The organism is Rhodovulum sp. MB263, assembly GCF_002073975.1.
GTDB lineage: Bacteria > Pseudomonadota > Alphaproteobacteria > Rhodobacterales > Rhodobacteraceae > Rhodovulum.
On sequence record NZ_CP020384.1, the window covers coordinates 2,533,650 to 2,556,928 of the forward strand.

Genomic DNA, 23,279 nt, shown 5'->3' on the forward strand with positions numbered 1-23,279 from the left:
TTATGCGCTTCCCCGTCCGAAGGCAACCGCGGCCGCCGAGGCGCCGCTCAGCCGTCTTGGGCGGTCCGGGTCAGACGTTCCCCGGCCTCGGCCAGGATCGCGGCCAGGGCCGCGAACCAGCCATCCTCGCGCGAGATCCGGCGCCGGACCAGCCCCAGCTGCCGCGCCGGTTCGGGCGAGGCGAAGCGGTGGACCGCGAGCGAAGGACTTGCCGCCCGTTCAGTGCGCAGCGCGATCTCGGGCAGGAAGGTCAGCCCGAACCCCTCGGCCGCCAGTCCGCACAGCGTCGCCAGCGACGAGGCCCCCAGATCGACCCGGGTCTCCTCGCGCTTCATGCCGCAGACCTCGAGCGCCTGATCGGCCAGGCAATGCCCCTCATCCAGCAAGAGCAGCCGGTCCGGGTCAAGCGCATCGGGCCGCAGCCCGCCGAGATCCGCCCCCAGCGCCGCGATCTGCCGCGCCGAACCCGCCAGCAGGAAGCGGTCATCGAACAGCGGCGCCTCGACCAGGTCGTCCCGCCCGGTCGGCAGCGCCAGCAGCACCGCATCGAGACGCCCCTCGTCGAGATCTGCCAGCAACAGGTCGGTCCGCGCCTCGCGCACCCCGATCTCCAACGACAGGTTGTCGGCCCGGATCAGCGGCAGCGCGACCGGCAGCAGATAGGGCGCCACCGTCGGAATGAGCCCGAGGCTCAGCCGTCCGGCCAGCCCGCGCTGCCAGCGCGCGGCATCCTTCAGCGCGCTCACCTCCTGCATCACCCGGCGGGCATGGCGCAGAAGATTGTGCCCGGCAGGCGTCAGCACCACCCCGCGCGGCTGGCGCTCGACCAGTTGCACGCCAAGCCCGGCCTCGAGCTCGCGGATCTGCACCGAGAGCGCAGGCTGGCTGACATGCACCGTCTCGGCGGCACGGCCGAAATGGCGATGCTCGGCGAGGGCGATAAAATAGGAAAGCTGCCGCAGGGTGATGCTCATGCCGATGTCCTATCGCAGCCGCGCCCCGCGATCCATCCCGGCGCGGTCGGCCCGGCTGACATGAAAACCCCCGCCCGGCTAAGCCGGACGGGGGCGGAACCGACAGGTCGCGTCAGGCTCAGGCCAGCGCGGCCTTGGCCTTCTCGACGATCGCACCGAAAGCTTCGGGCTCGTTCACGGCGAGATCGGCCAGGACCTTGCGGTCGACCTCGATCCCGGCAACGGCCAGAGCGTTGATGAAGCGCGAATAGGTCAGCGTTTCGTCATGGGCACGCACGGCCGCGTTGATCCGCTGGATCCAGAGCGCGCGGAAATTCCGCTTGCGCTGCTTGCGGTCGCGGGTCGCGTACTGGTTGGCCTTGTCGACGGCCTGGGTCGCGGTGCGGAAGGCATTGCCGCGGCGGCCGTAATAGCCTTTCGCAGCCTTGATGACCTTCTTGTGACGGGCATGGGTGGTGGTGCCGCCTTTGACTCGGGACATGGATCAGGCCTCCGTTAGCGCGAATAGGGCATGTAGGACTTGGCGAGCTTCTCGTCCGGAGCCGAGAGCATCGTCGTCCCGCGCGCGTCGCGGATGAACTTGGTGGTCCGCTTGATCATGCCGTGGCGCTTGCCGGCCTGACCCGCCTTGACCCGGCCGGTGGCCGTGACCTTGAAGCGCTTCTTGGCGCTCGACTTGGTTTTCATCTTGGGCATTTCCGTCTCCTTTCGGGCGGTGAAGGTGCGACTCGGCATGCCACAACGGCCGGTCGCCCCAGGTGAGTGACGAGCATATAGAAAGCCCGGGCCCCGCATGCAAGGAGAAATCGTTCTCCGACGCGTCAGGCGGGCCCGGGCAGAGCCTTATTCGGGCTCGAGATTGAAGATCAGCCGCTCTTCGCAGGGCGCGACGCGCAGGATATTGGTCGAGCCGGGCAGATTGAAGGGCAGCCCCGCGACCACGATGATCTTGTCATCGCCCCCGCCATAGCCGCCCTCCCGCGCCGCACGGGCAGCGCTGACCACGGCCATTTTGAAGCGCTCGACCTTCTCGTTGTAATAGCAGTTGATGCCCCAGCTCAGGCACAGCCGCCGACCCGTCGCCGGAAACGGCGTCAGCGCCAGGATCGGCACCCGCGGCCGCTCGCGCGAGGTCTTGAGCGCGGTCGTGCCCGATTCGGTGAAACAGCAGATCGCCTTGATGTCGGTGGTCTCGGCGATCTCGCGCGCGGCCGAGACGATGCCGTCCGCTACGCTCGAGCGCTCGGCCTGGCGGCTGGCCTCGATCACCGAGCGGTAGGTCGGGTCGCTTTCGACCTCGACCGCGACATTGTCCATCATCTTCACCGCCTCGACCGGATAGCGCCCGGCAGCGGATTCGGCCGACAGCATCACCGCATCGGCCCCCTCGTAGATCGCCGAGGCCACGTCCGAGACCTCGGCCCGGGTCGGCATCGGGCTTTCGATCATCGATTCGAGCATCTGCGTCGCCACGATCACCGGCTTGGCGGCGGCCCGGCAGGACCGCACCAGCCGCTTCTGGATCGGCGGCACGCTCTGGACCGGCAATTCGACCCCCAGATCGCCGCGCGCGACCATGATCCCGTCCGAGACCTCGAGGATCTCGTCGAAGGCCTTCACCGCGGCGGGCTTCTCGATCTTCGACAGGATCGCGGCCCGCGTGCCCACGATCTCGCGCGCCTCGATCACGTCCTCGGGGCGCTGCACGAAGCTCAGCGCGACCCAGTCGACACCGAGATCGAGCGCGAAATTCAGATCCTCGCGGTCCTTCTCGGACAGCGCCGCCAGCGGCAGCACCACATCGGGCACGTTCACGCCCTTGCGGTTCGAGATGGTGCCGCCCACGATCACCTCGCATTCGGCGAAATCGGGACCGTGCTCCTTCACCCGCAGCCGCAGCTTACCGTCATTGACAAGCAGCGTGGCGCCGGGTTCGAGCGCGTCGAAGATCTCCTTGTGCGGCAGTTGCACCCGATGCGCCTCGCCCGGGGTCGGGTCGAGATCGAAGCGGAAGGTCTGCCCGTCCTCGAGCTCGGCCGCGCCATTGGCGAACTGGCCGCAGCGCAGCTTGGGCCCCTGCAGGTCGGCCAGGATCGCGATCGGGCGGCCGGTATCGGCCTCGATCTGGCGAATGGTCGCGTGACGCTGCGCGATCTCCTCATGGGAGCCATGGCTCATGTTCAGCCGGAACACATCCGCTCCGGCCTCGAAAAGCGCCCGGATGGTCGCGTAGTCGGTCGAGGACGGGCCCAGCGTGGCCACGATCTTGAGGTTGCGTAGACGTCTCATACTGACCTATCTGTCTTCAGGTGATCCATGCGCAGTATGCGCCGGTGTACAATCCCACCTTCTAGGCCGAACTCAGCGTCAAGACAACCGGCGCCTGCGGGAACGGCCGCAGACAGGGATGTGGCTTGAAAAGGTGACAGGATGATGACCGAGCAGCCCTTCGAGACGGTCGGCGAGACGCGCGGCGGGCGCTGGCTGGTGACCTGCGATCACGCCACCAACATCGTGCCGTCCTGCGTGAATGGCGGCAGCCTCGGCCTGTCTCCGGCCGACATGGCCCGCCACATCGCCTGGGATCCGGGGGCCGCGGGCGTGGCCCGCGCGCTGGCCGAGCGGCTCGACGCGACCCTGGTGCTCAGCCGCTTCTCGCGGCTGGTGATCGACCCGAACCGGGGCGAGGACGATCCGACGCTGGTGATGCGGCTCTATGACGGCACCGTAATCCCCACCAACCGCGCCATCGGCGAGGCCGAGCTCGACCGCCGCATCCGGACCTTCTGGCGCCCCTATCACGGCGAGGTCGCGCGGCTGGCAGCGCGGCGCTCCGACACCGTCCTGCTCGCGATTCACAGCTTCACGCCGCAGTTGAAGGGCCGCCCGCCCCGGCCCTGGCAGATCGGCATCCTGCATGGCGCCGACGACCGGCTGGCGCGGCCGCTGATCGCGCGGCTGCGCGCCGAGGACGATCTGGGCGGTCTCTGCGTCGGCGAGAACGAGCCCTATGGCGGGCATCTGCCGGGCGATTCCGTCGACCGCCATGCCGAGGCCTTCGGCCGGCCGAACGTGCTGATCGAACTCCGCAATGACGTGATCGCCGCGCCCGCCGACCAGGTCGCCTGGGGCGCGCGGCTTGCCCCGATCCTCGAGGCCGCGCTGGCCGAGACCGGCGCCTGAGCGCGGCCCGCCCCTCCCGGAAGGAGACCCGACATGGACGACACCACCCGCACCGAGATCGAGGCCGCCGCCTTCCGGCGGCTCAGGCGCCACCTGATGGAGGACCGGCCCGAGGTCCAGAACATCGACCTGATGACCCTGGCCGGGTTCTGCCGCAACTGTCTGTCGCGCTGGATGGCCGAGGCCGCCGCCGAACGCGGGGTCGCGATGACCGAGGCCGAGGCGCGCGAGACCTTCTACGGCATGCCCTATGCGGACTGGAAGGCCCTGCATCAGACCGGGGCGAGCCCCGAACAGAAGGCGGCCTTCGACAGCGCCTTCGCCGCCAATGTCGGCCCGCGCAAGGACTGAGCCCTTTCGGCGCCGCCCGTGCCTGAGCTGACCTGAGCAGTGGTACCGGGAAGGTCTGCGGACGGGCCGCAAGAAAGCGGTCGCATCCGCCCCCGGGTTCTGGAGTAGACTGCGCCGCGACTCATGACAGCGCGGCACCGCCCGCGCGCCTCCGGGCGCGGGAGCATGTCTGTCGCCGCGCGCCCCGGACGAACGGAGCCCCCGATGATCCCGGCCAGCGGACCGATACTGCAATTCACTCCCAAACTTCTGACGGTCATGGCCGAGGGTTACGGGCTGCGCGCCTTCCGCGCCGATCTGGTGGCCGGGCTGACCGTGGCGGTGGTGGCGCTGCCATTGTCGCTGGCCATTGCCATCGCCTCGGGCGTGCCGCCGGATCGCGGGCTGATCACCGCCATCATCGGCGGCTTTCTGGTCTCGGCGCTCGGCGGCAGCCGGTACCAGATCGGCGGCCCGGCCGGCGCCTTCATCGTGCTGGTCATGGCCACCGTCCAGCGCCACGGGCTGGACGGACTGGCGCTCGCGACCTTCCTCTCGGGCCTCTTCCTGGCCGCGGCCGGGGCGCTTCGCCTGGGCAGCTTCGTCAAGTTCATCCCCTACCCCGTCACGGTGGGCTTCACCGCCGGGATCGGCGTCATCATCCTCGCCAGCCAGATGCGGCCGTTTCTGGGGCTGACCCTCGACGGCCCCGAACCCGGCCCCTTCCTCGAGAAGATCCCTGCGCTCTGGGCCGCGCTGCCGACGCTCGGCCCGATCGATCTGGCGATGGGCATCGGCACCTTCGGCTTCATCCTGGTGCAGCGCCGCCATGCGCCGCGCTTTCCGGGCATGCTGATGGCAATCGCGCTGGCCGGGCTGACGGTCTGGCTGTTCAGGCTGCCGGTGCCCACCATCGGCAGCGCCTATGGCGGCATCGCCTCCAGCCTGCCCGCGCCACATCTGCCGCCGCTGGGGCTCGAGAAGATCCGCGCCGTCCTTCCCGACGCGCTGGCCTTCACCCTTCTGGGCGCCATCGAGTCGCTGCTTTCGGCGGTGGTGGCGGATTCGATGACCGGGCGGCGCCACCGCTCGAATGCCGAGTTGATCGGACAGGGGGCGGCCAACATGGCCTCGGCCTGTTTCGGCGGCTTCTGCGTCACCGGCACCATCGCCCGGACCGCCACCAATGTGCGGGCTGGCGCCCATGGCCCGGTCGCGGGCATGATCCATTCGCTGGCGCTTCTGGGCATGGTGCTGCTGCTGGCACCACTCGCCTCGGCAATTCCGCTGGCAGCACTGGCCGGCGTGCTGGTCTCGGTCTCGCTGCACATGATCGACATCCGCGCGATCCGGACGCTCGCACGCACCGCCCGGGCCGAGGTCGTGGTACTGCTGGCAACGCTCGCGATGACTGTACTGCGCGATCTGACCGAGGCCATCGTGACCGGGCTTGCGCTCGGCGCGCTGGTCTTCCTGCACCGGCTCGCGCAGATGAGCGGGGTCGACGCGATGCTGGACGAGAGCGATACCGAAAGCCGGCCCGAGGATCGCGGCCCCAACCGGCAGACCGTGGTGCTGAGGCTGACGGGCGCCTATTTCTTCGGCTCGGCTCCGGTGATCGAGAATGTGCTCGACCGGATCGCGGCCCGGCCGCGCCATCTGATCCTCGACATGGCGGATGTCCCGCTTCTGGACATGACCGGCGCACACAGCCTGACCGGCTTCGCCCGAAAGGCGCTCGAGCAGGGCATGGCGGTCTCTCTGGCAGGGGCACGCCCCCGGCATCTGCAGATGCTCAGGGCCGCCGGGCTGCCAGACGCCACCCATATCACACCGGATGTCGCCGGGGCCCGGGCCATGGCCGATGCGGCCTGATCCTTGCGCATCTCGGCCCTTCCCCCTGTCCAGTCATCAGCCCTGCCCGGGCGCGGTGACGGGACCGGTCATGCCCTCTGGAACTTCGGGCCCGCCCATCCCTGCCAGCGCGCTCGAACCGTCTCTCTTCCCCCTCCCGCAGGCCGGCAAGCGGCCATAGGGACCGCGGAACGGACCAAAGAAAGTGCAGCCTACGGTGTCGGCGCTTCACCCGGACGCTGGCGGCACAGAGCCTGCATCGACACCGCGCCTGAAGCATCCGGCCTGCGATGCGCCTCATCGGTGAGCGGATCACTGGCGACGACACCCGACGCCCTCATCACGCCCCTGCCACGCGCAGCCGGCCAAGGCATTCACCTGAGCGGCTCACCCCGACGTCGGGCCGGTACTACTAGCCGCTCGCGGAACAGCCCCGCCCCGAAGCCGTCTGAGGCACCTTTGACCAGCCCCGCCCCATCGCCCGGGACCGCGAAGCGCGGCGCGGAAAGCCCACCATTGCTGAAGGCAGGCGTCATCCGAAGCCGGTCCCGTTCCAGGCCGCGCTCTTGGCCCGGACTCGCCCCCCCCCCGGAATGAACGTCTTCGCGAAGCGGCCCCAGGACGCGGGGAAACCGCATGAGCTCATCATCGCTGCGGTCGCGCGCAGGCATGTCAGCCCCGCCAGGGCCGGGCCAATCACCGCGGCTGAAGGACAAGCGGGCTAGCGGTCCGGCCCCCGGTCGAGCAGATCGTCCGGGACCAGCCCGGCCAGCCAGGCCCGGGCCGCATCGACCGTCTCGACATAGGCCTCGACCTGGCCCTCGAGCGCGGGGCTCAGCCCGGCAATGGCCGGCGCCTTGAGATAGGCAGAAAGTGCTGCCGCCGCGACCAGAACCGCGACAAGGAAGCCCGCCACGAAGGCACCGCCCCAACCGCTGCGGGATGCGGCCGCGGGCGGGATGCTTTCGGCGCCGCGATCGGTGCTGGCCGAAAGCGTCGAGGTGATCTTCTCGATATCGGGCAGCAGGTCGCGCCGCCGGGCCGGCAACGGCTCGGCCGGGGCGGCCTCCGGGTCGGCCTCCGGTTCGGACCGCGGCGACGGCGCTGCCTCGGGGGCACTGCCCCGACCCGAACGCGGCGGGCTGACAAGCCCCAGATCGGCCTGTTCCGAAAAGGTCTCGGCGGTCGCCTCTTCCTCGCGGGCGCGCTGCTCGCGCTCGGCCTCCTCGCGCAGGATGTTCAGCACGTCCTCGTCGAGCCCGCGGCGCGGCGGCGCATCTGTGCCCTGCCCGGTCGGGGGCACCGCACCGGCGCCATCCGACGCGGTCTCCGGCGGCACCGGCGCGCGCGGCACCGCGAAGCCCGCCAGCGGGTCCTGCGGCGCGGCACCGGCCGGGTCCTGGAACCATATGTGGTTACAGTTCGAACACTGGACGTCACGCCCCTCGTCCGGGATCACCGCCTCGTCCACCTCGTATTGGGCGCCGCATTTCGGGCACGTCAATCGCATTCCGCTCTACCCCCCGGGGCGTATCGGCCCGCCGGACCTGCCTGCCATATCCGCGCCATGTTGTATCACCGGCTGCGGAAATTCAAAGCCTTTGCGGTCGGTGCGATTGCAACCCGCGCGGACGTGGGCAATACCATGGGCGAACGGACCCGGACCCCGGCCGACGGAGCGGACCTTGATTGAGCTCGAAAACGTCTCGCACAGCTATGGCGGCAGCGAGCTTCTGTGCGACATGTCGCTGAGGCTGGCGCCGGCCTCGTTTCATTTCCTGACCGGCCCCTCGGGGGCGGGCAAGACCACGTTCCTCAAGATCTGCTATGCCGAACTGCATCCCAGCCATGGCACGATGCGCCTGTTCGGCGCCGATCTCGCGGGGCTCGACCGCGACGGGGTCGCGCGGATGCGGCGCCGGATCGGCGTGGTGCATCAGGATTGCCGCTTCCTAGACCACCTGCCGCTCGCCGAGAATATCACCCTGCCGCTGCTGGCCTCGGGCCGCGATATCGCGGCCGAAGAGCGCAACCTCGCGGAACTCATGAACTGGGTCGGGCTGAAGGCGCAGGCCGGGGCGCTGCCGCCGCAGCTTTCGGGCGGCGAGCGCCAGCGCGCGGCGCTGGCCCGGGCGGTGATCCTGTCGCCCGACGTGATCCTGGCCGACGAACCCACCGGCAATGTCGACTGGGAGATGTCGCTGCGTATCCTGCAACTGTTGATCGAGCTGAACCGGATGGGCAAGACGATCCTGATCGCGACCCATGACCTGAACCTGATCCGGGCCGCCAAGACCCAGGTCGCGGCGCGCGTGCTGCGCATCAAGGACCGGCGGCTGCAGCTCGCGGGGGCGGATCTGTGAGGCCGCTGCTGGCGGCCCTGAGGCGGCGCGTCGTGCTGCTGGCCTCGGCTCTGAGCTCGGAGCCCGAAGCCAGCCGGGTCGTGCCGCCAACCGGCTTCACCGCCCGGCTCACGCTGTTCACTGCCGCCACCATGACCTTTCTCGCGGTCTTCGCGCTGGCGCTGAGCATGGCCTCTGGGCGGCTGGCCGACCGCTGGGCGGACGCGCTGGCGCGGACCGCGACGGTGCGGATCTCGGCCCCGCCCGGGCAGATGGGCACCCAGACCGACGCGGTGCTCGAGATCCTGCGCACGACCCCCGGCATCGCCTCGGCCCGGGCCATGAGCGACATCGAACAGCGGCACTTGCTGGAGCCCTGGTTCGGCCCCGACCTGCCGGTCGAGACGCTGCCCCTGCCCCGGCTGATCGAGGTGACCGAGACCCGCGCGGGCATCGATGCCGAGGCGCTGCGCCTCAGGCTTGCGGCCGAGGCGCCGGGGGCGGCCCTCGACGATCACACCCGCTGGCGCCAGCCGCTGGTGCGCGCGGCCGGACGGCTCCGGCTGCTGGGCTGGACCGCGGCCCTTTTGATCGGGGCCAGCATGGCGGCGATGATCGCGCTGGCCGCCAATGCGGCGCTGGCCGCCAATGCCCAGCTGATCGGCGTGCTGCGCCTGGTCGGCGCCCGCGACATCTTCATCGCCCGGGCCTTCGTGCGCCGCTTTACCCGGCGGACGCTGGAAGGCGCCGCGCTCGGAACCCTTGCCGGGATGGGCGCCGTCGCCCTTCTGCCCGGCGACGGACCCGACGGATTTCTGACCGGGCTTGGATTTTCCGGCCCCCAATGGATCGTACCGCTGCTCTTGCCGGTGCCGGCCGGAGCCATCGGCTTTGCCGCCACCCGCTGGACCGCGATGCGAATGCTCAGAAGGATCACCTGACCGATGCGCTCTCCCCTGCAATATCTGCGCTCGCTGGTCTTCGTCGGCCAGATGTATCTGGCGATGCCGGTCATCGGGCTGCTCTACCTGCCGCTGGCGCTGGCCTCGCCGCGCGGCGCCACATTGGCGGCTCGGCATTATTGCCACTGGGTGCGCTGGACCGCGCGCTGGATGGTCGGCCTGAAATCCGAGGTGCGCGGCACCCCGCCCGAGGACGAGGTGCTGATCGCCGCCAAGCACCAGTCCTTCTTCGACATCATCCTTCTGGTGGGCTCGCTGCCCCGGCCCCGCTTCATCATGAAGAAATCCCTGACCTGGGCGCCGGTCCTGGGCTGGTACGCGCTGCGGATCGGCTGCGTGCCGGTCGACCGCGGCAAGCGCGGCCAGGCCATCGCTGCGATGAGAAAACAGGTGGCCGAGGGCCGGCAGGCGCCGGGGCAGCTGATCATCTACCCGCAGGGCACCCGCGTTGCGCCGGGCGTGTCGCGCCCCTACAAGATCGGCGCGGGCGTGCTTTACCAGCAGATCGGCCAGCGCTGCATCCCCGCCGCCACCAATGTGGGCGTGTTCTGGCCCCGCACCGGGATCTATCGCAAACCCGGGCTCGCGGTGCTGGAATACCTGCCGCCGATCGCGCCCGCACAGCCGATCGACGTCTTCATGGCAGAGCTTGAAGAGAGGGTCGAGACCGCCTCGGATAGGCTGATGGCCGAGGCGGGCTTCACGACCAGGGGCTGAGACCCGCAAAGGACAACGCCGGCGATACCGTCGCCGGGGATCCCTCCCGGGCCAGCCCCCCGGTCAGGCGCGAAGAGGCAAGCTGCTCAGGCAGCCAGCCCCTTCGAGCCGATCTCGAGGAATTTCCGGCGCCGCTCGGCGACAAGCGCAGCGGGCTCCTTGCCGAGCAGCTCGCCCAGCATGGTGGCAAGGTTGCGCCCGACCCGGTCGATGGTCTCCTCGCGGGCGCGCTGGGCACCGCCGATGGGTTCGGGGATGATCCGGTCGATCACCCCGAGCTTGAGCAGATCCTGCGCCGTCAGACGCAGCGCCTCGGCCGCCTCGCGCATCTTCTCGGCATCCTTCCACAGGATCGAGGCGCAGCCCTCGGGCGAGATCACCGAATAGACCGAATGCTCCAACATCGCGACCTTGTTGGCCGTTGCGAAGGCCACCGCCCCGCCAGAGCCGCCCTCGCCGATCACGATCGAGATCAGCGGCACGCCGATCTGCAGGCATTTCTCGGTCGAACGCGCAATGGCCTCGGACTGGCCGCGCTGCTCGGCGCCCTTGCCCGGATAGGCGCCGGGGGTGTCGACAAGGGTGATGACCGGCAGCCCGAACCGGTCGGCCATGTCCATCAGCCGCACCGCCTTGCGATAGCCCTCGGGCCGGGCCATGCCGAAATTGCGCTCGAGCCGGGTCTTGGTATCGAACCCCTTCTCATGGCCGATCACCACCACCGGCTGGTCGTTGAACCGCGCAAGCCCGCCCATCACCGCATTGTCCTCGGCGAAGTTGCGGTCGCCCGCCAGCGGCGTGTATTCGCGGAACAGCGCCTCGATGTAGTCCTTGCAATGCGGCCGGTCGGGATGGCGCGCGACTTGGCATTTCCGCCAGGGGGTCAGGTTCTTGTAAAGCTCCTTCAGCATGTCGGCGGCCTTGCGATCGAGCGCCGAGGCCTCCTGCGCCACGTCCATCTCGGAATTGGCGCGGGCCATCGCCCGAAGCTCCTCGGCCTTGCCTTCGATCTCTGCCAGGGGCTTTTCGAATTCGAGATAGTTCATCGACGCGGCTCCTTGATGCTGGCGGGGTATATGACGCCCGCCGCGCCGATTTGCAACGCCGCCGCGCGACGACGATGACGCGGCTGCCCCGGCGGCATCCCGGCAGGCGGTCCTGAGCGCAGGCCGGGGCACGGGCCGGCACACGGGCCGGATCGCGATATGCAACCGTTCGCGGTGGCATCAGCGACGGGCAGTGTCGGACCTCCGCCACCAGACCGGAAAACCGCGCCCGGAACACAGGCCGCCCGGGCGCGGAACCGCATCGCCATGACAAAGTGGCCGCGCCTTTGCCCCTGCACTTCGCCTCGGGCCGCCCTGATGACCGCCGGCCCCGACAAGGGGGCACGGGTCTGTCCCCGTTTTGCGCTGGTCCGTGATGCCCGGGCAGGGCTCGCCCGCGCGATGCCCGATGCGAGGACCGGTTCGCGGGGCGCGCAGACGCGAAGACGCATGGTCTTCACGGCGACGCCCCCGCCTCGGCCGGTCCCGCCCCGGGAACAGGGCGGGACCGGCCCCGGCGATCAGCCGATCTGGAATCCCGGCGTCGAGGCCGAGATCGCCTTTTCCTCGTCATTCATCTCGGCCTCCACCGCCTCGAAAAGCGGGGTCGAAAGATAGCGCTCGCCGGTATCGGGCAGCATCGCGAGGATGACCGAGCCCGGCTCGGCGGTCTCGGCCACCTGAAGCGCCACCGCGACGGTCGCCCCGCCCGAAACCCCGGTCAGGATGCCCTCCTTCGCGGCCAGCGCCCGCGCCTGTTTCAGCGCCTCGGGTCCCTCGACCGGAATGAGCTCGTCATAGAAGCCCTTGTCGATCGCCTCCTGCAGGACCAGCGGAATGAAATCCGGGGTCCAGCCCTGGATCGGATGCGGATGGAAGGCCGGGTGGCTTTCATCCGCCTCGCCTTCGGCATTGCGCTTCTGCGCCCGGCCCGAGGCGATCAGCGCGGCATCGGCCGGTTCGCTGAGGATGATCCTGGTCTCGGGGCGTTCGCGGCGCAGCGCCCGCGCGATGCCGGTCACCGTCCCGCCGGTGCCGTAGCCCGACACGACATAGTCAAGCCGCTCGTCCTCGAAATCGGCAAGGATCTCGCGGGCGGTGGTGGCCTCGTGAATATCGGCATTGGCCCCGGTCTCGAACTGATGGGCGAGGAACCAGCCGTTCTTCTCGGCCAGCTCCTGGGCCTTGCGATACATCCCCATCGCCTTGTCGGCCTTCGGCGTCAGCACCACCTTGGCGCCCAGCATCCGCATCAGGCGGCGGCGCTCGACCGAGAAGCTCTCGGCCATGGTGATGACCAGCGGATAGCCCTTCTGCGCGCAGACCAGCGCCAGCCCGATGCCGGTATTGCCCGAGGTCGCCTCGACCACGGTCTGCCCGGGTTTCAGCGCGCCCGAGCGCTCGGCCGCCTCGATGATGTTCAGCGCCAGCCGGTCCTTGACCGAGGCGCCGGGGTTGAAGAACTCGGCCTTGACGTAAAGCGTGACATGGTTCGGGCCGAGATTGTTGATGCGGATCGCGGGCGTGTCGCCGATGGTGTCGAGCACGCTGTCGAAACGCCGCCCCCGTCCGCTGGTTTTGCGAATGCCGTCATCTGCCATGACCATACCCCTTTCTTCGGTACCGGGCCGCCGCGCGGGCGGCCGCTCTGATCTCGGGGCGAACCATAGCACGCCCGCCGGAAAGGGCACGGGGGGCCGGGGCCGGACGAGGCGGTTAGGGAGGAAGACCGAGCACATCTCGGCCGGGCGGAACAGAGCACTCAAGGCCCCGGCCAGATCCGGACGTTATTCCAAATCCGGCGGCAAATCCGGAACACGCTCCCACCGCCCTCTGTCTTGCAGCGTCAAGGCAGGAAAACCGGCACCAGCGAGGCCAGCAGCAGGAGCGCCATCGCCCGGTTGAACAGGCGCAGCCGGGCGGGTCGGCTCAGCAGCCGCCGGATGCGGGTGCCGAGAATGGTCCAGAGCCCCGTCGCGGGCACGCTTGCCGCTGCGAAGGCCCCCGCGACCAGCAGCACCGCCGACGGCTTTTGCCCCGGCGCGTAAAGCGTCAGCGCCGCCAGCGCCATGGTCCAGCCCTTGGGATTGACCCATTGGAAGGCCGCCGCCTGCAGGAAGGTCATCGGCCGCCCCGGCGCCGCGCCGGGTTCTGGCGGCGCGGCCCGGGCGATCTTCCAGGCCAGCCAGACCAGATAGGCGGCGCCCAGCCAGGTCAGCAGCACGCGCAGCATCGGCCAGGCCTCGAAGGCGCGCATCGCGCCCAACCCGACCAGCACGACCATGGCGACGAAGCCCAGCGCCACGCCCAGGATATGCGGAAGGGTCCGGCGCAGCCCGAAATTGGCGCCCGAAGCCATCAGCATCAGGTTGTTCGGCCCCGGTGTGATCGAGGCCACAAGCGCGAAGGCTCCAAGCGCCAGCAGAAGATCGAGATTGTCCATGACCCGCACTATCGCACGCTCTGCCCGGATTGCCAGCACCGCGGGTCGCGGGCTCCGGCAGACGGGGAGCCGACGGGAGTCCGACGGCCGGGCGTCCCGGGGGATGGGGGGCTGAGGGGGCCGGGGGTAGAGCCCCCGGCGGCTCGTGGCGTCTCAGCGCCGCGAAACCGGATCGGCGCGCGGCAGGTCCCGCGACGGGCGCGGCCGGGCCTTCAGGAGACATCCGCCGCGCATTCTCCGGCGGTCCGAAACCGGCCTCCCCTGCCCGCGGTCTCAGCCCGCTGCGATCATCTCGGCCTGGCGCACGATCACCTCGGCCTGCTTGATCGAGGCGATATCGACCAGCCGACCCTTGTAGACGGTCGCGCCCGCCCCTTCGGCCTTGGCCTTCTCCATGGCCGCGAGGATCTCGCGCGCCTCGCCCACCGCCGCCTCGGAGGGCGTGAAGACCTCGTTGGCCAGCGCCACCTGCCTGGGATGGATCGCCCATTTGCCGACCATGCCCAGCGTCGCCGAACGCAGCGCCTGGGCACGGAACCCTTCCTCGTCCGAGAAATCGCCGAACGGGCCGTCGACCGGCAGCACGCCATGGGTCCGGCAGGCCGCGACGATCGCGGTCTGGGCCCAGTGCCACGGATCCGACCAGTATTTCGCGCCCTCGCGGATCATGTAGTAATTCTCCTGGGTGCCGCCGATCCCGGTGGTCTGCATCCCCATCGAGGCCGCGAAATCGGCCGCGCCGAGGCTCATCGCCTGCAGCCGCGGGCTGGCTGCCGCGATCTCCTCGACATGGGCAATGCCGGCAGCCGATTCGATGATCACCTCTAAGCCCAGCGGCTTGCTCCGCCCCGTCGCGCGCTCGACCGCCGTCACCAGCGCATCGACCGCATAGAGATCGGCACCGCAACCCACTTTCGGGATCATGATCAGGTCGAGCCGGTCGGAGGCCTGTTCCAGCAGCTCCACCACGTCGCGATACCAGTAGGGCGTGTCGAGCCCGTTGATCCGCACGCTCAGCGTCTTGTTGCCCCAGTCGATATCGCCGATGGCCTGGATCACATTGGCCCGCGCGCTAGACTTGTCGTCGGGCGCGACCGAATCCTCGAGATCGAGATTGATCACGTCCGCCGCACTGGCCGCCATCTTCTCGAAGATCGCCGGGCGCGAGCCCGGGCCGAACAACTGGCAGCGATTCGGACGCGAGACGGGCGTGGGCTGGATGCGAAAGCTCATGGTCGTACCCCTTCGGCAAGGATATGTCGTATCATTCTGAAAAACTGATAGAATGTTGCGTTATATTGCGCAAGCCATTTCGCTGCGCCGCAGCACGCCCGGCGTCCCCGATGGCACCGCAGCACAACATTCGTCGACACCTTCGGCAATTCACCGGATAATCTTCGCAAGATTGCCCATAACGCGCGATATATCGGCAATTTTTGCTGCGCCCCGGTGATATTTTCGCGCAAGAAATCAAGGAAACGCCACGATGATCGAAACCCCCTATCTTCTCTTTCTCGGCGACGCCCCCGACTCTCTGGCGGCCAAGGTGGCCCAGGGCATCCGTGACTGGCGCCCGGAAAATGCCGTCGGCCAGTACCGGATGGAAGGCTGCAAGGCCGACCTGAAACTCCCCGATCTCGACCTCGCCGAAGCGAAGGCCAGGGGGGCCAAGACGCTGGTCGTCGGCGTCGCCAACCGTGGCGGCGTGATCTCGCCCGCCTGGAAGAAGGTCCTGGTCGCGGCTCTCGAAGAGGGCTTCGATCTCGCGTCGGGGCTGCATAACCTGCTCCGCAACGAGCCCGACCTTGCCGGCGTCGCCGAGGCCACCGGCCGCATCCTGCATGATGTGCGCATCCCGACCGTCGCCTACCCGATCGCCAACGGCAAGAAACGCTCGGGCAAGCGCTGCCTCGCGGTCGGCACCGACTGCTCGGTCGGCAAGATGTACACCGCGCTGGCGATGGACCGCGAGATGAAGGCGCGCGGGCTGAAATCCTCCTTCCGCGCCACCGGCCAGACCGGCATCCTGATCACCGGCGAGGGCGTGCCGCTCGACGCCGTGATCGCCGATTTCATGGCCGGGGCCATCGAATGGCTGACGCCCGACAATGATGACGATCACTGGGACATGATCGAGGGTCAGGGCAGCCTGTTCCACGTCTCCTATTCCGGCGTGACCATGGCGCTGATCCATGGCGGCCAGCCCGATGCGCTGATCCTCAGCCACGAACCGACCCGGACCCATATGCGCGGCCTGCCGGATTACCAGCTGCCGAGCCTCGAAGCACTGCGCGACACCGCGCTGGGTCTTGCCCGCGTCGCCAATCCCGGGGCCGAGGTGGTCGGCGTCTCTGTGAACACTGCCGCCATGGGCGAGGACGAGGCGCTGAGCTGCCTCGAAGGCATCGAGAAACGCATGGGGCTGCCGACGGTCGACCCGTTCCGGCAGGGTGCGGGCCGTCTCGTCGACGCGCTCGACGCGATCTGAGGCGGAGGCATGCAGATTTCCGTCACCCCCGAGAGCTTCCGCCTGAAGGAGGCCTTCACCATCTCGCGCGGCTCGCGCACCGAGGCGCGCGTGCTGACCGTGCGCGTCACCTCGGGCGGCGCCACCGGCTGGGGCGAATGCGTGCCCTATGCCCGCTATTGCGAGACGCTCGACAGCGTCACCGCCCAGATCGAGGCCCTGCCGCCCTCGCTGACCCGCGGCACGCTGCAGGAGCTGCTGCCGCCCGGGGCCGCGCGCAATGCCGTCGATTGCGCACTCTGGGATCTCGAGGCCAAGCAGGCCCGCGCCCGGGTCTGGGATCTGGCGGGCCTGCCCGCGCCGGGCCCCGAGATCACCGCCTTCACGCTGTCGCTCGATACCCCCGGGAACATGCGCGCGGCGGCGGCCCGGAATGCCCACCGGCCGCTTCTGAAGATCAAGCTCGGCACCGATGCCGACATGCCCCGGCTGGAAGCGGTGCGCGCGGGCGCGCCGAAGGCCAGGATCATCGTCGATGCGAACGAGGGCTGGACCGCCGAGGTCTATGCCGATCTCGCACCGCATTTGGTGCGGCTGGGCGTGGCGCTGGTCGAACAGCCCCTGCCCGCCGGTCAGGACGACATGCTGGCCGAGATCGCGCGGCCGCTGCCGGTCTGCGCCGATGAAAGCTGCCATGACCGCGCCAGCCTGCCCGGACTGAAAGGCAAATACGATCTGGTGAACATCAAGCTCGACAAGACCGGCGGGCTGACCGAGGCACTGGCGCTGAAGCAGCAGGCCCTGGCCGAGGGCTATGGCCTCATGGTCGGCTGCATGGTCGGCTCGAGCCTCGCCATGGCGCCCGCGGTGCTGCTGGCGCAGGGCGCGGCGGTGACGGATCTTGACGGGCCGCTGCTTCTGGCCGAAGACCGCCCCGAGCCCCTCTGCTTCGACGAGGCGGGCGTGCATGCCCCCGCCGCCGCGCTCTGGGGATAGGCCCCGATTGCCGGGTCGCGGCGCCCTGCGCCGCACCCGCCCCCCTGGAAAAAGGACCCCGCGATGACCCGAACCGTCTATGTGAACGGCGACTACCTGCCCGAGACCGAAGCCCGCGTCTCGATCTTCGACCGCGGCTTTCTGTTCGCCGATGGCGTCTATGAGGTCGCGAGCGTGGTCGACGGCAAGCTTCTCGACTTCCATGCCCATGCCGCGCGGCTGCAGCGCTCGCTGGCCGAGCTCGAGCTGCGGTCGCCCGTCGACATGGACGAGTTGCTGAAGATCCACCGCGAGCTGATCGCGCGGAATGGCGTCGATCAGGGCATGGTCTACATGCAGATCACCCGGGGCGCGCCCGACGACCGCGACTTCCACTTCCCCGATCCGGAAAAGGTCGCGCCGAGCCTCGTGATGTTCACCCAGTCGAAACAGATCGTCGAAAGCAAGACCGCCGAGACCGGCATCAAGGTGATTTCGATCGACGACCTGCGCTGGGCGCGGCGCGACATCAAGACGGTGCAGCTTCTGTACGCGTCGATGGCGAAGATGGCCGCCGAGAAGGCCGGGGCCGACGATGCCTGGATGGTCGAGGACGGCTTCGTCACCGAGGGCAGCTCGAACAACGCCTATATCGTGAAGAACGGCAAGATCATCACCCGCCAGCTCGGCACCGAGATCCTTCCCGGCATCACCCGCGCCGCGGTGCTGAAATTCGCAGCCGAGGCACAGATGGTAATCGAGGAACGCGCCTTCACCATCGAGGAAGCCAAGCAGGCCGACGAAGCCTTCTTCACCTCGGCCTCGGCCTTCGTGATGCCTGTGGTGTCGGTCGACGGGGTCAGCCTCGGCGACGGCCTGCCGGGCCCGGTCTCGCGCCGGCTGCGCGAGATCTATCTCGAAGAGGCGATGAAGACCGCGATCTGAGGCGACGCCCGGACGATCCATCATGCCGGCCCGGGCCCTCCGCCCGGGCCTTTTCCTTGCCGGGGGCCTTGCCGGGATCCCTGACAGGGGGACCCTAGCCCGAGAGCGGCTTGCCCAGCTCGACCCAGATCGGCCGGTGATCGCTCGGCCGCTGGGTCCGGGCCGTGCCCGTCCCGTCCAGTTCTGCCTCATAGGCGTCATGCGCGATCCCGGCCGCGCGCACCCGGGGCACAAGCCCGGGCGAGATCGCGAAATGGTCCAGCAGCAAGGGCCGGTCGGGCACCTCGTCGACGAAGTCGTCGAACCGCGCGGTGAAGAGTGCCGCGGGCGGCACATGGGCCAGCAGCGGGTGGTGAAAGATCAGCCCCGGCATGAAGGTCGAGCCCAGCACGATATCGGCCACGTTATGCGTGAGATAGCTGCGCTCGAAGAAATCCGTCCCGGGCCCGTCATTCCAGTCGCCGGTGACGAGGATCCGCACCTCCGGATCCTCGGCGACCAGGGCGTCGAGATAGGCGCGCAGTCGGAAGCCCTCGGCCGAAATGCGCCGCCGGGCCAGCAATGCCGCCACCACGAATTCCTGCCGCCGCGCCGGATCGCGCCAGAGCGCCGCGCCGCCATGGACATATTTCGACTTGGTATGCAGCACCACGACCCGGACCGGCGCGCCGCCCACCGGGTCGATATCGACCACCAGCGGCAGCCGGGTGAACTCGTAGCCCTCCAGCAGCATGTCGCCATTGACATCGGCCGCCCAGGGCTCGCTCAGCGCCCGCGTCGCGGCATCGGTCGCGCGCTCGATGGCGCGCACCAGCCCGTCGCGGCGGCGCAGCACGTAAAGCTTCTGCGCGCCCCCGTCCGACCCGATCAGCGCCTCATAGCGCGGCCCGTCAGCGTCGGACAGAAACTCTTCGAGAAACAGCGCCATCTCGGCCTCGGCGCTGGGGCCTTCCTGCAGACAGAGCAGGTCGGGCGCCAGCGCGTCGATCACGGCGGCAGCCTTCCGGGCACAAGTCCGCGCCTCGTCGGGCGAAAGCTCGCCCGAGCCCCAGCGCGGCCGGGCATTGCCGGAAAACCACCTGTTCATCCATTCGAGATTCCAGTCGACGATCTTCATGCCCGCCTCCCCCTGCGGCCGATGACCCGGGGGAAGTCTAGCACAGCTGCGCGACGCGCGGGTGATGCGATCAGAACCGCTCGAGCAGGCGCCTTAGATAGTCGAGCTCGAGATCGGGGCGGTTCTGCTCGCCCGAGCGGCGGCGGATCTCGTCCAGCAGATCGCGGGCACGACGGTAGACATCCTCGCCCTGCAGCAGGCTGTCCTCTGTTCCGAGCTGCCCGGTCGAGCCCGGCGCCCGTCCCAGCGGATCGCGGCGCTCGCCGCCCGCATCGGCCCGGCCCATGCCCTGTCCGTCCGTTCCGTCGCGCTGGCGGTTCTGCGCCAGCGCCTCGCCCAGATTGCGCATGCCCTCGCGCAGCGCCTCCATCGCCTCGGCCTGATCGTTGAGCGCCCCGGCCAGGTCATCGTCGCGCAGCGACCGCTCGGCCTTGTCCATCGCGCGGCCTGCCCGATCCAGCGCCTCGCGCGTTCCCTCGCTCTGGGGCGAGGCGCCAAGCCCGGGCAGGTTCTGCCGCTGACGCTCCAGCTCGCGGCGCAGCGCCTCCTGACGCTCGGCCAGGCCCTGCTGCCCGCCCCGATCGCCCTGGCCCGGACCGGCCCCGTCCTGTTCGCGCTGGCCCTCTCCGCGCTGGCCCTGTCCGCCCTCGCCCTGCCCCTGCTGGCCGGGGTTGAACTGTTCCTGCAGGTCGCGGAAGGCATCGTCGGACAGGCCCTGCTGATCGCGCAGGGTCTCGGCCAGCCCCTCCATCGCCTGCTGGCCCGGATTGTCCCCGCCCGGGCCCTGGGTGACCTGCATGTTCTCCATCATCTGCTGGAGCATCTGCAGAAGCTGCTGGGCCTCCGCCATCCGGCCCTCTTCCATCAGCTGCTGCAACCGGTCGAGCATCTGCTGAAGCTGATCGCCGGTGATCTCCTGCGTCTCGCCATTCTGCGCCTGCTGCTGACCGTTATCCTGCTGCTGTTCGGCAAGCTGGCGCATGTAATCCCGCGTCGCCTCGCGCAGCTCCTCCATGAGCAGGGCGATCTCGGCATCGCTGGCCCCGTTCCGCATCGCCTCGGCCAGCCGCTCCTGCGCCCGGCGCAGCCGCTCGGCAGCATCCGAAAGATCGCCATCCTCGATCAGGACCGCGATATCCCACAGCGCCCCGGCCAGCTCGGTCTGGGCTTCGGGCGGCAGCGCGGCGGCCGCTCTCTCGAGCCTGCGGATCGCGACCCGCAATTGCAGATAGGCGCGTTCGCTGCGGAAGATTTCCTCGGGCCGGTAACTGATGGCGCGCAGGATCTGCGCCACCTCGGGCGCGTTCGAGCGCGCCCAGAGCAGCGCCTGGCGCTGTTCGACGATGGCACGGGCGAGCGGGTCGAAAAAGCGCCGGCCCGGCAGAACCATCTCGGCAGGCGCCGAGACCCCACGCTGGCCCAGCGCATCCTCGACGGCCAACTCCACCCGCACCGGCAGCCCGGCCCAGGGATGTTGCGACAGGTTCTCGACAAGGGTTTCCGTGAATTGCCGCCGGTCGCCCGAAATCGGCATCGGCAGGTCAAGCACCAGCGGCTCGCGCGGATCGGGCTCGGCGGCAAGGCCATAGCGACGGGAGACCCGGTCCGGATCGAGCGTGATCCTGGCCTCGCCCGCCGTCACGCCGTAATCGTCGCTGGCCGAGAAGGGCTGCCGCATCTCACCATCGGCCGTCACCTCCATCTCGCCGGTCAGCCGCACCTCGGGCCGGATATCGGGGCTAAGAACGATCTGCCAGGACCGCCCGCCATCGCCGTCGATCCCGACCCGCCCATCGCGGATCACCTCGAAGCTCTGGGCCATGGCATCGGTCCCGGCGGGCACCGCGGCCTCGCCCTCGGCGCCGGGTTCCCTGCCCGAGACCGTCTCTGTCACACCCAGCGCCCCGACCTTCCCGTAGAGCCGCAGCGTGACGCGGCTGCCCTGCGGCACCGCCAGCCGGGTCTCGGCAATGTCGTTGAGATAGATCGCGGGCCTTGCGGTATAGGCCGGAGGCTCGATCCAGCCCTCCCAGCTCGGGCCCGAGGCCAGCGCCGGGCCACCCCTGCCCAGATCGGCCACGCTCGCCACCCGCAGGAAGGACCCGAAGATCAGCGCGACGGTGAAGGCGATCAGCGCGACATGTCGCAGCCCATAGGGATCGCGCGAGGACAGGCGCAGATCGGGGGCCACCGCGCGCGCGGCCCGCGCTCGCGCCGCCATGCGGGTGACATGGGCGCGCCAGACCGCCTCGGAGGCCGGATCGCCCGCGCCGATGGCCTGGATGTCGGAAAGTGCCGAGATCGGCCGGCCGGGCAGGCTTCGGTCGAGCCGGTCGAGCGCCTCGGCCCGTCCGGGGCGGCGGAAGCCGCGCAGCCCGTAGGCCAGAGCGCCCAGTAGAGCCGCCATCAGCGCCCCGCCAATCGCGACAGCTGCGGCCTGGGACAGCAGGTCATGGGCGCCGAAGGCCAGCGCCGCGACCACCAGCAGCACGAGGCTCGCCAGCGGCCAGAAGGCCCTGCACAGACGCTCGGCCAGAAGGCCCGCCCAGGTCAGGCGCAGCGGCCAGCGAAGCTCGGCGAGCGTGTCGTCGGGGCGCGGCGTGCTGTCGGTCATGCTCCCATCCGGCGGCGGACCCGGGCGGGGTGCCGGGTCACAACCATTCCGGGATGGTATCGCGGTTTATGATCTCGTCAAAGGAGGGCCGCTGGCGAATGACGGCGAAGTGATCTCCGCTGACCAGCACCTCGGGCACCAGGGGCCGGGTGTTGTATTCCGACGCCATCACCGCGCCGTAGGCCCCGGCCGAGCGGAAGGCGACCAGATCGCCCTCGGCCATCGGCGGCAGATCGCGCGCCTTGGCGAAGGTGTCGCCGGTCTCGCAGACCGGGCCGACGACATCATGGGGGGCATAACCGATCCCGGCGGCGGGTTCGTTCAGCGGCACGATGTCGTGCCAGGCGCCATACATCGAGGGCCGGACCAGATCGTTCATCGCCGCATCGAGGATCAGGAAGGTCCGCCCCTCGCCCTCTTTCACATAGATCACCCGGCTGACCAGAACGCCCGCATTCCCGGCGATGAGCCGCCCGGGCTCGATCTCGATCTCGACATCGAGATCGCCCAGCACGCGCCTGACCATGGCGCCGTATTCGACCGGCAGCGGCGGCGCGGCATTCGAGCGCTCATAGGGAATGCCGAGCCCCCCGCCCAGATCGAGCCGGCGGATGTCGTGGCCGTCGGCGCGCAGCAGCTTCGTCAGCTCTGCGACCTTGCCATAGGCCAGCTCGAAGGGGTCAAGCTCGGTCAGCTGGCTGCCGATATGGACGTCGATGCCCAGCACATCGAGCCCCGGCATCGCGGCGGCACGGGCATAGACCTCGCGGGCGCGGGCGATGGGAATGCCGAACTTGTTCTCGGACTTGCCGGTCGCGATCTTCTCATGGGTCTTCGCGTCGACATCGGGGTTCACCCGGACGGCGATGGGCGCGACCAGCCCCATCGCGCGCGCGACCTCGTCGAGCGCCGCCATCTCGGGCTCGGATTCGACGTTGAATTGGCGGATGCCGCCCTCGAGCGCCAGGCGCATCTCCTCGCGGGTCTTGCCGACGCCGGAAAAGACGATTCTCTCGCCCGGCACGCCCGCCGCGCGCGCCTTGCGGTACTCGCCCCCCGACACGACGTCGATGCCCGCACCGAGATCGCCCATCAGCTTGAGCACCGCGAGGTTCGAATTGGCCTTCATCGCATAGCAGACCAGATGGTCGGTGCCTGCCAGAGCCTCGTCGAAGAGACGGAAATGCCGGGTCAGCGTGGCCACGGAATAGCAGTAGAAGGGCGTGCCGACAGCGGCCGCGATCTCGCTCAGCGGCACGTCCTCGGCATGAAGCGCGCCGTCCCGGTACAGGAAATGGTCCATTCGGGTC

The 23,279-nt window shown here is 69.3% G+C and carries 21 protein-coding genes; 9 read left to right on the forward strand and 12 right to left on the reverse strand.

The features are described 5' to 3' along the window. Positions 1–47: 47 nt before the first annotated feature. From B5V46_RS11830 to pyk, 4 genes are all read right to left on the reverse strand, one after another. Complete coding sequence (locus tag B5V46_RS11830; protein ID WP_080616792.1) at positions 48–974, reverse strand: LysR substrate-binding domain-containing protein; 927 nt, start codon at positions 972–974, stop codon at positions 48–50. A gap of 118 nt (positions 975–1,092) precedes the next feature. Then, a complete protein-coding gene (rplT, locus tag B5V46_RS11835) occupies positions 1,093–1,455 on the reverse strand; it encodes a 50S ribosomal protein L20 (protein WP_080616793.1) in 363 nt (120 codons plus the stop codon). Positions 1,456–1,469: 14 nt separating this feature from the next. Beyond that, positions 1,470–1,670, reverse strand: coding sequence for a 50S ribosomal protein L35 (rpmI, locus tag B5V46_RS11840; protein WP_075785022.1), 201 nt, complete (start codon positions 1,668–1,670; stop codon positions 1,470–1,472). A 147-nt stretch (positions 1,671–1,817) separates the two neighbouring features. Further along, positions 1,818–3,263, reverse strand: a complete 1,446-nt coding sequence (gene pyk / locus B5V46_RS11845; protein WP_080616794.1) for a pyruvate kinase — start codon at positions 3,261–3,263, stop codon at positions 1,818–1,820. A 144-nt stretch (positions 3,264–3,407) separates the two neighbouring features. Here pyk and B5V46_RS11850 point away from each other — a divergent pair, with 144 nt between their 5' ends. The 3 genes from B5V46_RS11850 (at position 3,408) to B5V46_RS11860 (ending at position 6,362) form a co-directional block, all read left to right on the forward strand. Further along, positions 3,408–4,157, forward strand: coding sequence for an N-formylglutamate amidohydrolase (locus B5V46_RS11850; protein ID WP_080618037.1), 750 nt, complete (start codon positions 3,408–3,410; stop codon positions 4,155–4,157). 33 nt (positions 4,158–4,190) lie between these two features. Continuing rightward, entirely contained in the window at positions 4,191–4,508 is a 318-nt protein-coding gene (locus tag B5V46_RS11855; RefSeq protein ID WP_080616795.1) for a DUF1244 domain-containing protein, read from the forward strand. Positions 4,509–4,712: 204 nt separating this feature from the next. After that, a complete protein-coding gene (locus tag B5V46_RS11860; protein WP_080616796.1) occupies positions 4,713–6,362 on the forward strand; it encodes a SulP family inorganic anion transporter in 1,650 nt (549 codons plus the stop codon). Between the two features lie 700 nt (positions 6,363–7,062). Here B5V46_RS11860 and B5V46_RS11865 read toward each other — a convergent pair. Continuing rightward, on the reverse strand, positions 7,063–7,851 hold the full coding sequence (locus B5V46_RS11865; RefSeq protein WP_080616797.1) for a zinc-ribbon domain-containing protein: 789 nt from the start codon (positions 7,849–7,851) through the stop codon (positions 7,063–7,065). 175 nt (positions 7,852–8,026) lie between these two features. On the opposite strand from B5V46_RS11865, the gene B5V46_RS11870 reads away from it, so the two are divergent. Genes B5V46_RS11870 through B5V46_RS11880 form a run of 3 tightly spaced genes read left to right on the forward strand, consistent with a single transcriptional unit; the run spans position 8,027 to position 10,362 of the window. After that, entirely contained in the window at positions 8,027–8,704 is a 678-nt protein-coding gene (locus B5V46_RS11870; RefSeq protein ID WP_080616798.1) for a cell division ATP-binding protein FtsE, read from the forward strand. A gap of 32 nt (positions 8,705–8,736) precedes the next feature. Continuing rightward, positions 8,737–9,624 (forward strand): ABC transporter permease, encoded by an 888-nt coding sequence (locus B5V46_RS11875; RefSeq protein ID WP_080618038.1) that lies wholly within the window; start codon positions 8,737–8,739, stop codon positions 9,622–9,624. 3 nt (positions 9,625–9,627) lie between these two features. Then, entirely contained in the window at positions 9,628–10,362 is a 735-nt protein-coding gene (locus B5V46_RS11880) for a 1-acyl-sn-glycerol-3-phosphate acyltransferase (protein ID WP_080616799.1), read from the forward strand. 86 nt (positions 10,363–10,448) lie between these two features. On the opposite strand, the gene B5V46_RS11885 is transcribed toward B5V46_RS11880, so the two are convergent. The 4 genes from B5V46_RS11885 to B5V46_RS11900 form a co-directional block, all read right to left on the reverse strand. Further along, entirely contained in the window at positions 10,449–11,408 is a 960-nt protein-coding gene (locus B5V46_RS11885; RefSeq protein WP_080616800.1) for an acetyl-CoA carboxylase carboxyltransferase subunit alpha, read from the reverse strand. A gap of 521 nt (positions 11,409–11,929) precedes the next feature. Then, positions 11,930–13,009, reverse strand: a complete 1,080-nt coding sequence (cysK, locus tag B5V46_RS11890; RefSeq protein WP_080618039.1) for a cysteine synthase A — start codon at positions 13,007–13,009, stop codon at positions 11,930–11,932. Positions 13,010–13,254: 245 nt separating this feature from the next. Continuing rightward, positions 13,255–13,851 (reverse strand): LysE family translocator, encoded by a 597-nt coding sequence (locus tag B5V46_RS11895; RefSeq protein ID WP_080616801.1) that lies wholly within the window; start codon positions 13,849–13,851, stop codon positions 13,255–13,257. Positions 13,852–14,124: 273 nt separating this feature from the next. Next, on the reverse strand, positions 14,125–15,084 hold the full coding sequence (locus tag B5V46_RS11900; protein WP_080616802.1) for an L-malyl-CoA/beta-methylmalyl-CoA lyase: 960 nt from the start codon (positions 15,082–15,084) through the stop codon (positions 14,125–14,127). A gap of 253 nt (positions 15,085–15,337) precedes the next feature. On the opposite strand from B5V46_RS11900, the gene dgcN reads away from it, so the two are divergent. The 3 genes from dgcN (at position 15,338) to B5V46_RS11915 (ending at position 18,238) form a co-directional block, all read left to right on the forward strand. Then, complete coding sequence (gene dgcN, locus B5V46_RS11905) at positions 15,338–16,339, forward strand: N-acetyltransferase DgcN (protein ID WP_080616803.1); 1,002 nt, start codon at positions 15,338–15,340, stop codon at positions 16,337–16,339. A 9-nt stretch (positions 16,340–16,348) separates the two neighbouring features. Beyond that, positions 16,349–17,314, forward strand: coding sequence for an N-acetyl-D-Glu racemase DgcA (dgcA, locus tag B5V46_RS11910; protein ID WP_080616804.1), 966 nt, complete (start codon positions 16,349–16,351; stop codon positions 17,312–17,314). A gap of 63 nt (positions 17,315–17,377) precedes the next feature. Then, complete coding sequence (locus B5V46_RS11915; RefSeq protein WP_080616805.1) at positions 17,378–18,238, forward strand: D-amino-acid transaminase; 861 nt, start codon at positions 17,378–17,380, stop codon at positions 18,236–18,238. A 94-nt stretch (positions 18,239–18,332) separates the two neighbouring features. On the opposite strand, the gene B5V46_RS11920 is transcribed toward B5V46_RS11915, so the two are convergent. From B5V46_RS11920 to lysA, 3 genes are all read right to left on the reverse strand, one after another. Continuing rightward, positions 18,333–19,355 carry an endonuclease/exonuclease/phosphatase family protein gene (locus B5V46_RS11920; protein WP_080616806.1) on the reverse strand — a complete coding sequence of 341 codons (1,023 nt, stop codon included), beginning with the start codon at positions 19,353–19,355 and terminating at the stop codon, positions 18,333–18,335. A 70-nt stretch (positions 19,356–19,425) separates the two neighbouring features. Continuing rightward, on the reverse strand, positions 19,426–21,969 hold the full coding sequence (locus tag B5V46_RS11925; RefSeq protein WP_080616807.1) for a TIGR02302 family protein: 2,544 nt from the start codon (positions 21,967–21,969) through the stop codon (positions 19,426–19,428). A 37-nt stretch (positions 21,970–22,006) separates the two neighbouring features. Next, on the reverse strand, positions 22,007–23,272 hold the full coding sequence (lysA, locus tag B5V46_RS11930) for a diaminopimelate decarboxylase (protein WP_080616808.1): 1,266 nt from the start codon (positions 23,270–23,272) through the stop codon (positions 22,007–22,009). Between the last annotated feature and the right edge of the window lie 7 nt (positions 23,273–23,279).